Consider the following 13,028-nt stretch of genomic DNA (forward strand, 5'->3'; position numbering starts at 1 on the left):
CCGACCTGCAACGGAATTTCACCTTTGTGAATCGCCGACGATGTCCGGAGGTCAGGAGGTCAGGCGGCTCAACATGTCGCGCGCCTTCTCGGCGCTCCGAGGGTCGCACAACACGTCGTAGCGACCCGCCACCAACTGCATCGTCGAGGCGAAGTCCCGCTGCCCGCGCGTCGCGGCGTACGGAATGGTCGCCGAGATGAGCCCGAAGACGATGCCGCCCACGAGCCCGAACAGCAACGGCGCCAGACCCGCACCGCTGACCACCAGCGTCACGAGAAATCCGAAGAACAATCCGAGCCACGCTCCCGACACGATCCCGCCGCCGACCACCTTCCCCCATGTGAGGCGGCCGATCACGCGCTCCACCTGCATCAGGTCCACACCGACGATGGTCACGTCCTGGACGGTGAATTCCTGGTCGGCCAGGTAGTCGACAGCGTGCTGCGCCTCGGCGTAGGTGCCGTATGACCCGATCGGCCACCCTTTCGGCGGCGTCGGCAGGCCGGGGGTCTCGCGACCCTGGCGCATCGGGTTGGTCATCTCGGATCCTCTCTCGAGTGTCGTCTCACGCCGAGGGCACCGTCCGGTCGCCGCAGCGGGCGGTGGCGGGTGACTTGGCCTCGCATTCCAGAATGCACAGTGATCGGCGCCGGCGCACGCGGTCGGGCGTGGCGGCACCGCCCGGATGTGCGCGGCGCCGGGTCGTGTAACCACTACCCTTACTCGCATGGCGTCCGTGAGCAAGGTCTTTGTGGCCAGATTGGTGGGCTTGGCCGTGCTCGGACCCGACGGCGAGTCGATCGGCCGGGTCCGGGACGTGGTCGTCGCGATCCGTATGACGGGCCAGCAACCACGCGTCCTCGGTCTGGCCGTGGAGCTCACCACCCGCCGACGGATCTTTGTCCCGATGCTGCGTGTGACCGCGATCGAGCCCCAGGCCGTGACCCTCAACACCGGCACCGTGAGTCTGCGCCGGCTGCATCTGCGGCCCGGCGAGGCGCTCGCGATCGGCCAGATCCTCGATTCCCGCGTGCGCGTGGACGATCCCGATCTGTCCGACCTCGCCGGGGTGGATGTGAACGTCGTCGACCTGGGCATCGAACGAACCCGCACCCGGGACTGGGTGGTGTCGCGGGTGGCCGTCCGGCCCGGACGCAAGGGATTCCGGCGCCGCAGCGTGACACATGTCGTCGAATGGCATCACGTCCACGGACTCACCCAGACCGAGCTCAACCTGCCGGGACAGGGTGTCGCACAGGCGCTCATGCAGTTCGAGGGGATGCGAGCGGCCGACGTGGCCAACGCACTGCGGGAGCTCCCGGCCAAGCGACGCGACGAGATCGCGGCCGCACTCGACGACGAGCGTCTGGCCGACGTGCTCCAGGAGTTGCCACCCGACGATCAGACCGACCTGCTCGCCCATCTCGAACTCGGCAGGGCGGTGGACGTGCTCGAGGCGATGGACCCCGACGACGCCGCCGACCTCCTCGGCGAACTCCCCGACGCGGAGGCCGAGTCGTTGCTCGAACGCATGGACCCGGAGGAGTCCGAGCCGGTGCGGCGCCTGCTGACCCACTCCCCCGACACCGCGGGCGGCCTGATGACCTCCGAGCCGATCATCGTCACCGCGTCCACCACCGTCGCGGAAACGCTTGCGCGCGTGCGCAACCCAGATGTGACCCCGGCGGCCGCGAGTCTCGTGTTCGTGGTGCGCCCACCGACCGCGACGCCGACCGGGAAGTATCTCGGCTGCGCGCATCTGCAAGCGCTGCTGCGGGAACCGCCGGCCAACATCGTGGGCGGCATCCTCGACAGCGATCTCGCACACATGCAGCCCGAGGACTCATTGGAGGCCGTCACGCGGTACTTCGCGACCTACAACCTCGTCTGCGGTCCGGTGGTCGACGAGGAGGGGCACCTATTGGGCGCGATCAGCGTCGACGACCTCCTCGACCAACTCCTGCCCCGGGACTGGCGTGAGACCGAGCCCGAGGACACCGGGCAGATCCGCGATCTGTCCGGTATCAAGCCCGCAGGAGCGGGTGCGTGAGCACGGAGCAACCCGGCCGTCGCCTCGACACGCCCCGCCAGAACCGTCGGTTGTCGTTCAATCTCGATTCCGACGTCATCGGCGTCTACGCCGAGCGCGTCGCACGCTTCCTCGGGACCGGACGTTATCTCGCCATCCAGACCGTCATCGTGATCGTGTGGGTGGCGCTGAATCTGGTCGCGGTGTCGTGGCGGTGGGACCCGTATCCGTTCATCCTGCTCAATCTGGCGTTCTCCACGCAGGCGGCCTACGCCGCACCCCTGATCCTCCTGGCACAGAATCGACAGGAGAACCGCGACAAGGTCGCCCTCGACGAGGACCGGATCCGGTCGGCGCAGACCAAGGCGGACACCGAATTCCTGGCCCGCGAACTCGCCGCAGTGCGCCTCGCCGTCGGCGACACCGTGACCCGCGACTATCTCCGCAAGGAACTCGACGACCTACTCGACGAACTCACCGAACGCCTGGGCAACGGCCCGCGCGACCTCTCGACGCCCGACGACGGCGGAGGCGATTCCCGACGCGCCCGGGGCGGCGGGGACTCCACACCTTCGCGGTGACCTGGGGCCGACGCGGTCGGCCCCACTCCCCATATGGGTCGGTAGCCGCCCTCAACCACAACATGTGGGTTCACCAAACGATCAATTGCGTGTGGTGAAGAATTGTCGGGTTCCTGTACTGGGCCATTAGACCCATATGTATGGTGGGTCACACGTCGGACGCCCGGGGAGCTCAGACACGGCGGGTCCGACCATCCGCAAGACCTTCAGGGGCGGGCATGCACGTGTGTGAGAGCAACGGAGTCAGTGTGGACAGGCAGCCGACGGTGCGAGGACCGGTCATCGCCGGGCCGCGGGCAAGGACGGCCCGATGAGTCCCGCCGTGTTCCGCCGCGCCCAGGGTCCGCGCCGGTCACATCTGCCGCGACGAGCACTGGCGGTCGGGACAGGCGGCGTCCTGGTCGGAGCGATGATGCTCGCCGCCGCGACGTCCAGTGCCGCCGGTGGCACCGTCTCCTCCGCCGTCGCCGAGGACGCCACCTCGGTACCGTCCTCGGCGGTGGAGATCGCGCCCGGCGGGCCGGTCACGTTGCTCGGATTCGCGCCGCCTCCCAAACGCGTCGAACCCGACGCCGCCGTGCCACCCCAGTTCCGGATCACCGGCTCCCTGCCGACCGGCCCGCTGGGAATTCCAGGGGTGGTACTGCAGGCCTACAAGCTGGCAGCCAACCGCGTCGCGTCGGACACCCCGCAGTGCAAACTGCCGTGGTTCCTGCTGGCCGGGATCGGACGCATCGAGTCCAACCACGCGTCGAACGGCTCGGTCGACCAGTACGGCACCACCATCAACCCGATCGCCGGACCGGTGCTGAACGGCACGCTGGCCGGAAACGCGGTGATCCGCGACACCGACGGCGGCCGGATCGACGGCGACTCCTCGCATGACCGCGCAATGGGACCCATGCAATTCATCCCGAGCACCTGGGCCGCCTGGGGAACCGACGCGAACGGTGACGGGAAGGCCGATCCGAACAACGTCTTCGATGCCACCTACTCGGCCGGCCGCTATCTGTGTTCCGGGGTCTCCGACATCATGGCCGCCAAGAACAAGGTCGCGGCGGTGATGCGCTACAACCACTCGATGGAGTACGCGGCAAACGTGCTGAGCTGGGCTGCGGCCTACGCGACCGGTGTGATGCCGACGAATCCGATCCCCGAACCCAAGCGCAAGGCGCGCAAATCGTCGACGAGCAAGCCGCCGAAACCCTCCACGCCCGGTCAGAGTTCCTCGCCGCCCTCGACCTCGGAGAGCACGACGACGCCGCCACCGCCGCTGCCGACCTGCATCGGCGCGCTGTGCCTGCCTCCCGACCTGGTCCCGACGCAATTGCTGCCGCCGCCGAAGCCGCTGCCCAAGCAGACGGTCCCAAAGAAGAAGCCGCCGACCTCGGCATCGCCGCAACGCGCGCCGAACGCGCGCACGGGCGGAGCCACGACCACCACGCCACCGCCCGCGGCACGCTGACTCACCCGGCGGCTCGCGATGCCGCGCGGGGCGCTGAGGTCTCCCGTGCGACCGGCGCTCTCCGCCGGACGGTTAAGCTGGCGTTGATGACTACCGGAGTTGTACCCACCGAATCCGCGGTTCGCGCTGCCCTGAGCAAGGTCAACGATCCCGAGATCGGCAAACCCATCACCGATCTGGGGATGGTCAAGTCGATCGACGTCAACGACGACGCCAGCGTGGACGTCGTCATATACCTGACCACGTCGGGTTGTCCCATGCGTACCGAGATCTCCGGCCGGGTGGAGAACGCCGCGGCCGATGTGCCCGGAGTGGGTGCGGTCCGGGTGGAGCTCGACGTGATGGACGACGAGCAACGAACCGAACTGCGCAAGAAGCTGCGCGGCGACAAGGCCGACCCGGTGATCCCGTTCGCCCAGCCCGGCTCACTGACCCGCGTCTACGCGGTCGCGTCCGGCAAGGGCGGCGTCGGCAAGTCGAGTGTCACCGTGAACCTCGCGACGGCGCTGGCCGAGCGGGGCCTCACCGTCGGCGTCCTCGACGCCGACATCTACGGACATTCGGTGCCGCGGATGCTCGGCAGCGACGCCAAGCCCACCCAGGTCGAACGCATGATCATGCCGCCGATGAGCCACGGCGTGAAATTCATCTCGATCGGGCAGTTCACCGACGGGAACACACCGGTCACGTGGCGCGGGCCCATGCTGCACCGGGCCCTCCAACAGTTCCTCGCCGACGTCTACTGGGGCGATCTCGACGTGCTGCTGCTCGACCTGCCGCCCGGGACGGGCGATGTGGCGATCTCCGTCGCCCAGCTCATCCCCGGCGCCGAGATCCTCGTCGTCACCACGCCGCAGCAGGCCGCCGCCGAGGTCGCCGAGCGGGCCGGTGCCATCGCGCTGCAGACACGTCAGAAGATCCTCGGTGTCGTCGAGAACATGTCGTGGATGGAACTCCCGGACGGGACCCGGATGGAGCCCTTCGGCTCGGGCGGCGGCCAGAAGGTTGCCGAGCGACTGAGCAGAGCGGTCGGTGCACCAGTCGAACTCCTCGGTCAGGTCCCGTTGGAGACGACTCTGCGTGAAGGTGGCGACAGCGGTGTACCGGTGGTCACCTCCGCACCCGATTCGGCCTCCGGCTCCGCGCTACGTGCGATCGCCGACAAATTGGCCGTGCGACGGCGCGGGCTGGCCGGGATGAGCCTGGGGATCGACACCACGCGTCACGAGTGAACCCGCGTCAGCCGTGGCCTGATCGGGACTCCTGATCGGGCCTACCTGATCGGGCCTACCTGGTCGGACTAGGTGGCGTCCCAGTCGCTGACCGACGGTGATCGGGAGCCCGCGATCGTCGGGCCCTGCGCGTTCGGCTTCGCCGGATCGGCGGCGGGCGGATTCGGCATCGGCGCCGACAGTGGCTTGATGTCCGGGGAATCCGTGGTGTCCCGGTCGAAGGTGGTCGGACCGAGACCGAGCTTGAACACGGAGTCGTCGCCGTCGAGCAGATGTTTCGTGACAATCGCGCGCGGTGTCATCCCACGCAACTCGTTGAGTTCGGAAAGTGGCTTGCGGAGTTCGTCGAACTCCGGCCCGAGTTCGTCCTTGAGCTGATCGGTCGCGCCGGTCGCATAGTCGCGAACCTGACGGATGGACTTCATGGTCCACGAGACCGCACCGGGGAGGCGGTCGGGTCCCAGAATGATCAGACCCGCGGCCAACAGGACGAGGATCTCACCCCAACCGATACTGCTGAACATCCGTCATCCCCATTTGCTCGAGCCCGGTCTGCGCTCAGTCGCTGGCCGGCGTGATCGTGCCGTTGAACGTCCGGCCGTCACGCCAGTAGCTGAACGGGACCTTCTGATCGATCTTCGCCGTCCGTACCGCGACCGTCAATTCGTCGGCGCTCTCGATGGTACGACCGTTGAACGAGGTGATCACGTCGTTCTCGCGGACGCCGGCCTGGTCTGCCGGACCGCCGGCGACCACATTGCGGACCTGCGCGCCGAGCACCCGGTCGTTGCGGACCGAACTCGCGTTGACCCCGATCTGCGGGTGATTCACCGAGCCCTGACGGATCAGCGTCTGGGCGATCGGGATGACCTGATCGATCGGGATCGCGAATCCGAGGCCGATCGAACCGCCGCCCGGGACGAGACCGGCGGTGTTGATGCCGACCACCTCGGCCTTATCGCTGACCAGCGGTCCACCCGAGTTGCCGGGGTTGATCGCCGCGTCGGTCTGGATCGCGTCGATCACCGCGTCGGTGTCGGATTCGGCGTCCGGCCGCAACGGCACCGGACGGTGCAGGGCACTGACGATGCCACTCGTGACAGTCCGGTCCAGGCCGAGCGGCGACCCGAAGGCGACCACCTCTTCGCCGATCTGGAGATCGTCGGAGTTGCCCAGCTTCGAGACGGTGAGATTGTCGACGTTGTCGACCTTGACGACCGCCAGGTCGGTCTTGGTGTCGCGACCGACGATCCGCGCGGGAACCCGCTTGCGGTCGAAGAATACCGCCTCCAGCTTGGCGTTGCGGTCGTTCGCCGCCATCGCGATGACGTGGTTGTTGGTGACGATGTAACCGCTCTTGTCGATGATGAAGCCCGACCCGGTGCCGACTGCGCTGCTGGTGCGCACATCGAGGGCGACCACCGATTTCTCCACGGCGCGAGCCACATTGGCGACCGGCGAACGAGGAGCGGCGCCGTTGTCGGCATCGCCCGTGGACAGCTGGACCGAATCGGAGTTGAGCGGCGAGACCACCTCGGCGGTCCAGCGGCCGATCAGCCCACCGACGAGGCCGACAACCACTGCGAGCACGGCGAGGGTCGCCAGCGCGTGCCAGCTGATCCGCTTGCCGAACAGGACGTCCTGGACGCCCAGCTTCGGACCCGGGTCGGTGGGTTCGGGGGCGGTCGGGACACCGAGCGCCGGCCGATCCAGACCGGCGACGCTCTCCGGGTCGCGCCAGGGGTCGGCGGGTGCCTGCGGTGTCTCGGGAGCGCCGTAGGTGGCCAACGGGTCCCGCTGAAGGGTGTCGGTCACGCCCGTCGGGCGGCCGAATGCCTCGGCCAGCACCGGGTCCGGCGGGGCGATCTGCGGTTCGGGGTTGGCGCTGGCGTCCTCGGACTGTGCGAAGGACCCCTGCACGCCGTCCGGACGCCCGAACACCGCCGCGGTCTGCGGGGAGACCGCCTTGTGCCGTGACCGGTCGTCCGACGTCTGACCGGCAGCCGTCTCCACGCCTGCCGTTTCCGGACCGTCTACGTCTGAATTGATGTATTCCGGGCCCGCGCTGTCCGGGCCCGCTGCCTCCCCGGCGGACTCGGTCGACCCGTCGAGCTCGCTTTCCCCTCTGATGTCCACGTGTCAGCGGCCTCGCCAGCGGCTCATCCGGGCACGAGTGCCCTCGCCGGGGCGGCCACGGCGGTCGGCGGAGGCAGAGTTGGGTATCGGGCCACGCGGTGCCTCCGTGACCGGGAAGCCCGGGGCGGCCATCGGGCTCGCCGCCGGCCGATCCTGCCCCCACGGGGACAACGGGCTGTGGCGATCGGTCTGGCTGTGACGATCGGTCTGGCTGTGACGATCGGTCCGGGCGTCGCCGGAGACCCCGGTGATGTCGATCTCACGGGTGGGGATCTGGCTGAGCTGGCCGAGGAGTCCGGCGGGCAGCGACACGTCGCCGGCCGACCGCAGCCGGGAGCGAGCCGAGACCTGTGCGTCGACGGCCGACATGCACTCCGTACATTGCGCGACGTGCTGGGTGGCCCGCAGGTGGGCCGTCATCCCCAACTCACCGTCGACGTAGGCGGCGACCGCCTCCGCGGCGAGATGTTCGGTCGGGGCGAACCGGCGTCCACCGGGTGTGCCGGGTGCCCGGTAAGTGCGGTTGGGGGCGAACGACGCGGTGACCGGCGACCAGGTCGACGGGTTCCATGCGGAACGACGCCGACGACGGAGATTCTGCATGGGTAGCGGGCTCTCGTCCTGCTGCCCCGAGGTGGATCGACCTCGGTTCATCTCCATCTGACGTTCACCTCTTCCACCGCTGCGGGCCAGTCCGCCGTCGTGTCCAGTTCGTTCCACGCTACTGCGCTGTCGGCGAGTGTGCCGCCACACCGGTCCTCGGGCGCGGCAACCCACCCTATCCGAAGAGGACAACGGTGACGGATCGACCGTGGTTCCCGGAATCCCGATCCGATTCGGGTGACGGTCGATCGAGGCTGTGGAGTGGATGGTCAGTGCACCGCGCCGATGGCCACCGACCTGCTGCCGGTGTGTCCTCGGGCGGTGAGGTGATCACGGATCGTCTGCCGACCGCGATGAATGCGACTGCGCACGGTGCCGAGCTTGACTCCGAGGGTCGCCGAGATCTCTTCATAGGACAGACCCTCGATGTCGCATAGGACGACTGCGGCACGGAAGTCCGGCGGCAGTGCGTCGAGCGCCTCCTGCAGATCCGGGTCGAGGTTCGCGTCGTGGAAGATCTGCTCGGGATCGGGGGTGTCCGACGGCACCCGGTCGTATTCGTCGGGCAATGCCTCCATGCGGATCTTGCTCCGACGCCGGACCATGTCGAGGAACAGATTGGTGGTGATGCGGTGCAGCCACCCCTCGAAGGTGCCGGGCCGATAGTTCGACAGCGAACGGAAGACCCGGATGAACGTCTCCTGCGTGAGGTCCTCGGCGTCGTGCTGGTTGCCGGACAGGCGGTAGGCCAGGCGGTACACCCGATCCGCGTGCTCGCGAACCAGCTCGTCCCACGACGGCATCAAGGTGTCGTCGCCGGTGGCGTCGAATCCAGCGGTCCCAGTCGGGACGACGTCTGCAGACCCCAGGGGATCAGTCATGTTTGGTGGCCAGTTCCCTTCCCCGGACATCACGTCGGATGACGGATGTTCACGATGGTAAACCACATCTGCCGACGTTCTATTCCTCGGTCCGAACCTCGGTGGATCGTCGGCTGCGGGCGCATCGGATGCGCTAGTAGAACCCTCTCCCATCGTGGTGTGGTCGCCGTATGAGAGTGCTGAGGTTTCGCTGAGGAAGTGGCGGGCGGTTTCGGCAACGGCCCGAAAAACCTCTGACCTCCGACTTCGGCAGAGGTTGGCGCGCCGCCGACGGAATCGCGACGACGCGACTTAACCTCAGGGGGTGACCGATTCATCAGGGGGCTCCGAACCGGCGGGCTCGGTGTCCACGAGCGCCCTCATCGACTACGCGGAATCGGCGATCGTCGAGGACGACGCCCTGGCGTCGGCCCGCACCCGGGCCGACGAACTCGGGGCATCCGCGGTCGCGCCCGCCGTCGGTGCGTTGCTGGCATTGCTGGCCCGCTCCTGCGACGCCCACGCGGTCGTCGAGATCGGCACCGGTGCCGGTGTCAGTGGTCTCTGGCTGCTCAACGGCATGGCCCCCGACGGCGTACTGACCACCATCGATCCCGAACCCGAACATCATCGCGCAGCGCGGCAGTCGTTCGCGGGTGCCGACATCGTGTCGGGGCGGACCCGCCTGATCAACGGCACGCCCACCGAGGTGTTGCCCCGCCTCGCCGATGAGTCCTACGACCTGGTGTTCGTCGACGGTCCGCTCATCGATCACCCACGGCACGTCGTGGAGGCGGTGCGGATTCTGCGCCCCGGTGGCGTGGTGGTGGTCCACAACGCCACCGCCGACGGCGCGGTCGCGGACCCGACGCGCACCGACCCACCAGCCGCGGCCGCCCGGGAGGCGGCCCTGCTGATCGCCGACGACGAGCGACTGCTGCCGGTGGTGATCCCGCTGGGCGCGGGGGTGCTCGCGGCCGCCAAGGCCCGCTGAGCCGCTCCCCCGGTCAGACGTCCGTGGAGAAGCGGAGTCCGCCGTCGGGGATCTGGACGCCGGGCCACACCCGTGCACCGCGCAGGAGTTCACAGCGCGCCCCGACGTCGGCGCCGTCACCGATCACGGTGTCGCGGATCAAGGCACGAGGTCCGATGCGGGCGCCGAATCCCACGATGCTCCGCTCCACCACGGCACCGGCCTCGATGACCGCGCCGTCGAAGACGACAGCACCGTCGAGCCGTGCCCGTGGGCCGATCTCGGCACCACGGCCCACCACGGTCCCGCCGATGAGCACTGCCCCGGGCGCCACGCCTGCACCGTCGTGGACCATCGATTCGCCACGCCGGTCGCCGAGCGCAGGCGATGGCGCGATGCCGCGGACCAGATCCGCCGACCCGCGCACGAAGTCCTCCGGCGTGCCCATGTCCCGCCAATAGGCGTGGTCGACGTGGGCCTGGATGTGTCGGCCCTCGGAGAGCAGTTTGGGGAAGACCTCGCGCTCGACCGACACCGGCCGACCGGCTGGGATCTCCTCGATCACCGAACGCCGGAAGACGTAGGTGCCGGCATTGATCTGGTCGGTCGGCGGATCCTGGGTCTTCTCGAGGAAGTCGGTGACCCGCCCGGTCTCGTCGGTCGGCACGCAGCCGAAGGCTCGCGGATCACTGACCGGCACGAGGTGCATCGTGACGTCCGCGCCGCTGTTCCGATGGGTGGTCAGGATCTCGCGGACGTCCGTGCCACCCAACACATCTCCGTTGAACACGAGGATGTTGTCGGCGGTGAGGTCGTCGAGGACGTTGCGGATGCCACCGCCGGTTCCGAGGGGTTCGGTCTCGGTGACGTACTGCAGTCGCACTCCCAGTTTGGAGCCGTCGCCGTAGTACTCGGAGAAGACATGGGCCTGGAACGAGGTGCCGAGCACCACGTCCTCGATACCCGCCGCCTGAATCCGGGACAACAGGTGCGTGAGGAACGGGACACCGGCGGTCGGCAGCATCGGCTTGGGGGCCGACAGGGTCAGCGGCCGCAGCCGGGTGCCCTTCCCGCCCACGAGCACCACGGCCTGCACCGACGATGTCACGTCCGGATCGGACGCCGCATCGACGTGGCTCTCACTGGTCACCGGTTTCTCCTCTGTTTCGTTCGACGGACCGGCCGGCCGCGAGGACCGCGACCCGGGAACGTGCGGCCAGACCGACCCGGAGCGCCAGGCGCAGCGGTGCCTGCCACACGCCCGGATGGCGGTCCGCCTGGAACCGATATGCGCTGCGGTGATGGGCGGGCAACATCTTCTCCGGATTGCGCCCGGCCGCATGACCTTTGGTGTGGACGATCTCCGCGTCCGGTACGTACACGTTGAGCCAGCCCGCCTTGCCCAGGCGATCGCCGAGATCGACGTCCTCCATGTACATGAAGTATCGGGAGTCGAAGCCGTCGATGGAGTCGAATGCGGCACGGCGCACGAGCAGACACGATCCCGACAACCACCCGACCGGCCGTTCGCTGGGTGCGGCGTCGTCGGCCCGGTAGGCGGCAGTCCAGGGATTGGTCTTCCAGATCGACCCGAACAACGCGTGTCCGGCACCCGAGACCAGATCCGGGACCCGGCGCGCGGACGGGTAGATCGAGCCGTCCGGCTCATGGATCAACGGCCCCAGCGACCCGGCGCGCGGCCAGCGTCGGGCCGCGGCGAGGAGTGCGTCGAGCGAACCCGGGGCCCACTCGACATCCGGGTTGGCCACCGCGATGAACTCCACCGCGGGGTCCACCTCGGCGACCGCACGGTTGATGCCGCCGCCGTAGCCGATGTTGCCGCCGGTCCGCACGAGCGTCACGTTGTCGAAATCCTGCTCCGCAGCCTCGGGCGCGCCGTCGGTCGACCCGTTGTCGGCGATGACGACCCGGGGCACCGACGAGGCGGTGGCCTTCTCGAGGCTTCGCAGGAATGCCGCGAGGTAATCCCCCGACGAATAGGTCACCGTCACGACGGCAAGCTCAGCAGTCACCGGGTCAGGGTAACCAACCTCCGGTGGGCCCCGATCACCCTTGGGCCCCATGTGGTCAGCCGCGCCCGGTGCGGTCGCCGGTCACCGCAGCGTGCAGGGCCGCCCGCCAGTCGCGCAGCGGGGTCAGGCCCGCGGTGGTCCACGATGCCCCCGACAGCACCGAATAGGCAGGTCGGGGCGCCGGACGCGGGAACTCGTCGGTGGTGCAGGGCCGCACCCGCTCAGGGTCGGCGCCCAGCTCCTCGAAGACTGCGCGCGCCACTTCATACCAACTGACACTGCCCGCGTTTGTGGCGTGCAACACGACGCCCGCGGCCGGTCCGTCGCGATCGGTCGAGACCAGCTCCCACAGGCCATCGGCGAGATCGGGGGCGTAGGTCGGCGATCCGGTCTGATCATTGACGACCGTGATGTCGGGACGGGCGGATTCCAGACGCCGCATCGTGCCGACGAAGTCGGAGCTGGTCGGAGCGCCGGTGTACACCCATGCCGTCCGGACGACGGTCGCCGTCGGGTCGGTGTCGAACACGATCCGCTCACCGGCCAGCTTCGATGCGCCGTAGACGGTCTCCGGCTCACCTGTCACGTCTGCGGGTTCGTACGGGACCGTACGGGGCGGCGCGTCGTCGGTGGCGGCCGCGCCGGCGAAGACGTAGTCGGTGGACACATGGATGAGCCGCGCGCCCGACCCGGCGGACATGCGTGCGAGATGGCCCGGCCCGTCGCGATTGACCGCGAAGGCACGCCCGACGTCCGACTCCGCACCGTCGACGTCGGTGTAGGCGGCACAGTTGAGGATCACGTCTCCGGCGCCGAGGCCTGCGAGCGCGTTCGCCACCGATGCCTCGTCGGTGATGTCGATGTCGGCCGAGGTGAGTGCACGCACCCGCGCGGAGGCCTTGTCGGACGCCCGCAGCGCCTTGCCGAGCTGTCCGCCGGCGCCGACGAGATAGATGGTCGCACTCATGGAACACATGGTGCCGTACGGAGATCGCGAGCACGCGTACGTCGATCGGTGATGTGGGTCTCGACGCGAGCGCTCGGCGTTGCACCCTCGAATTCTCACTTCACTTCAGTAGCCTGACGTCAGCACAGCACCATCCGAAACGTCAACAT

Annotated in this window: 13 protein-coding genes; 5 read left to right on the forward strand and 8 right to left on the reverse strand. The window is 68.6% G+C overall.

Features of this window, described 5'->3' with window-relative positions; all coding sequences use genetic code 11:
- Positions 1 to 51: 51 nt before the first annotated feature.
- Positions 52 to 540, reverse strand: coding sequence for a general stress protein (locus tag ACPXCG_RS00305; RefSeq protein ID WP_425788005.1), 489 nt, complete (start codon positions 538 to 540; stop codon positions 52 to 54).
- Between the two features lie 187 nt (positions 541 to 727).
- Here ACPXCG_RS00305 and ACPXCG_RS00310 point away from each other — a divergent pair, with 187 nt between their 5' ends.
- The 4 genes from ACPXCG_RS00310 to ACPXCG_RS00325 all read left to right on the forward strand — a co-directional run bounded on the left by ACPXCG_RS00310 (position 728) and on the right by ACPXCG_RS00325 (position 5,307).
- Positions 728 to 2,050 carry a magnesium transporter MgtE N-terminal domain-containing protein gene (locus ACPXCG_RS00310; RefSeq protein WP_425788007.1) on the forward strand — a complete coding sequence of 441 codons (1,323 nt, stop codon included), beginning with the start codon at positions 728 to 730 and terminating at the stop codon, positions 2,048 to 2,050.
- The gene (locus tag ACPXCG_RS00315; protein WP_425788009.1) at positions 2,047 to 2,610 is read left to right on the forward strand and encodes a DUF1003 domain-containing protein; all 564 of its coding nucleotides are present in this window, start codon (positions 2,047 to 2,049) and stop codon (positions 2,608 to 2,610) included. The genes ACPXCG_RS00310 and ACPXCG_RS00315 overlap by 4 nt, the downstream gene beginning before the upstream one ends.
- Positions 2,611 to 2,920: 310 nt before the next feature.
- Positions 2,921 to 4,075, forward strand: coding sequence for a lytic transglycosylase domain-containing protein (locus ACPXCG_RS00320; RefSeq protein WP_425788011.1), 1,155 nt, complete (start codon positions 2,921 to 2,923; stop codon positions 4,073 to 4,075).
- Between the two features lie 86 nt (positions 4,076 to 4,161).
- Positions 4,162 to 5,307 carry an Mrp/NBP35 family ATP-binding protein gene (locus ACPXCG_RS00325; protein WP_425788013.1) on the forward strand — a complete coding sequence of 382 codons (1,146 nt, stop codon included), beginning with the start codon at positions 4,162 to 4,164 and terminating at the stop codon, positions 5,305 to 5,307.
- 68 nt (positions 5,308 to 5,375) lie between these two features.
- Here the strand turns inward: ACPXCG_RS00325 and tatB are convergent, their stop codons facing one another.
- The 4 genes from tatB to sigE all read right to left on the reverse strand — a co-directional run bounded on the left by tatB (position 5,376) and on the right by sigE (position 8,927).
- Positions 5,376 to 5,831: a Sec-independent protein translocase protein TatB gene (gene tatB, locus ACPXCG_RS00330; RefSeq protein WP_425788014.1), complete on the reverse strand. Its 456-nt coding sequence runs from the start codon at positions 5,829 to 5,831 to the stop codon at positions 5,376 to 5,378.
- A gap of 34 nt (positions 5,832 to 5,865) precedes the next feature.
- Positions 5,866 to 7,320 (reverse strand): S1C family serine protease, encoded by a 1,455-nt coding sequence (locus ACPXCG_RS00335; protein WP_425790402.1) that lies wholly within the window; start codon positions 7,318 to 7,320, stop codon positions 5,866 to 5,868.
- A 126-nt stretch (positions 7,321 to 7,446) separates the two neighbouring features.
- On the reverse strand, positions 7,447 to 8,103 hold the full coding sequence (locus ACPXCG_RS00340; RefSeq protein ID WP_425788016.1) for a hypothetical protein: 657 nt from the start codon (positions 8,101 to 8,103) through the stop codon (positions 7,447 to 7,449).
- Between the two features lie 212 nt (positions 8,104 to 8,315).
- Complete coding sequence (gene sigE / locus ACPXCG_RS00345) at positions 8,316 to 8,927, reverse strand: RNA polymerase sigma factor SigE (RefSeq protein ID WP_425788018.1); 612 nt, start codon at positions 8,925 to 8,927, stop codon at positions 8,316 to 8,318.
- Positions 8,928 to 9,231: 304 nt separating this feature from the next.
- Between sigE and ACPXCG_RS00350 the strand changes: the two genes are divergently transcribed.
- Positions 9,232 to 9,900 carry an O-methyltransferase gene (locus ACPXCG_RS00350; protein WP_425788020.1) on the forward strand — a complete coding sequence of 223 codons (669 nt, stop codon included), beginning with the start codon at positions 9,232 to 9,234 and terminating at the stop codon, positions 9,898 to 9,900.
- A 13-nt stretch (positions 9,901 to 9,913) separates the two neighbouring features.
- On the opposite strand, the gene ACPXCG_RS00355 is transcribed toward ACPXCG_RS00350, so the two are convergent.
- From ACPXCG_RS00355 to rfbD, 3 genes are read right to left on the reverse strand one after another with little or no spacing between them, the layout of a single operon-like run.
- Positions 9,914 to 11,029 carry a sugar phosphate nucleotidyltransferase gene (locus ACPXCG_RS00355; RefSeq protein ID WP_425788022.1) on the reverse strand — a complete coding sequence of 372 codons (1,116 nt, stop codon included), beginning with the start codon at positions 11,027 to 11,029 and terminating at the stop codon, positions 9,914 to 9,916.
- Positions 11,019 to 11,912: a glycosyltransferase family 2 protein gene (locus ACPXCG_RS00360; RefSeq protein WP_425788024.1), complete on the reverse strand. Its 894-nt coding sequence runs from the start codon at positions 11,910 to 11,912 to the stop codon at positions 11,019 to 11,021. The genes ACPXCG_RS00355 and ACPXCG_RS00360 overlap by 11 nt, the downstream gene beginning before the upstream one ends.
- A gap of 55 nt (positions 11,913 to 11,967) precedes the next feature.
- Positions 11,968 to 12,879 (reverse strand): dTDP-4-dehydrorhamnose reductase, encoded by a 912-nt coding sequence (gene rfbD, locus ACPXCG_RS00365; RefSeq protein WP_425788026.1) that lies wholly within the window; start codon positions 12,877 to 12,879, stop codon positions 11,968 to 11,970.
- Positions 12,880 to 13,028 lie beyond the last annotated feature (149 nt).

The sequence above is a fragment of the Gordonia sp. DT218 genome (assembly GCF_049847105.1).
In the GTDB taxonomy this organism is placed as follows: domain Bacteria; phylum Actinomycetota; class Actinomycetes; order Mycobacteriales; family Mycobacteriaceae; genus Gordonia.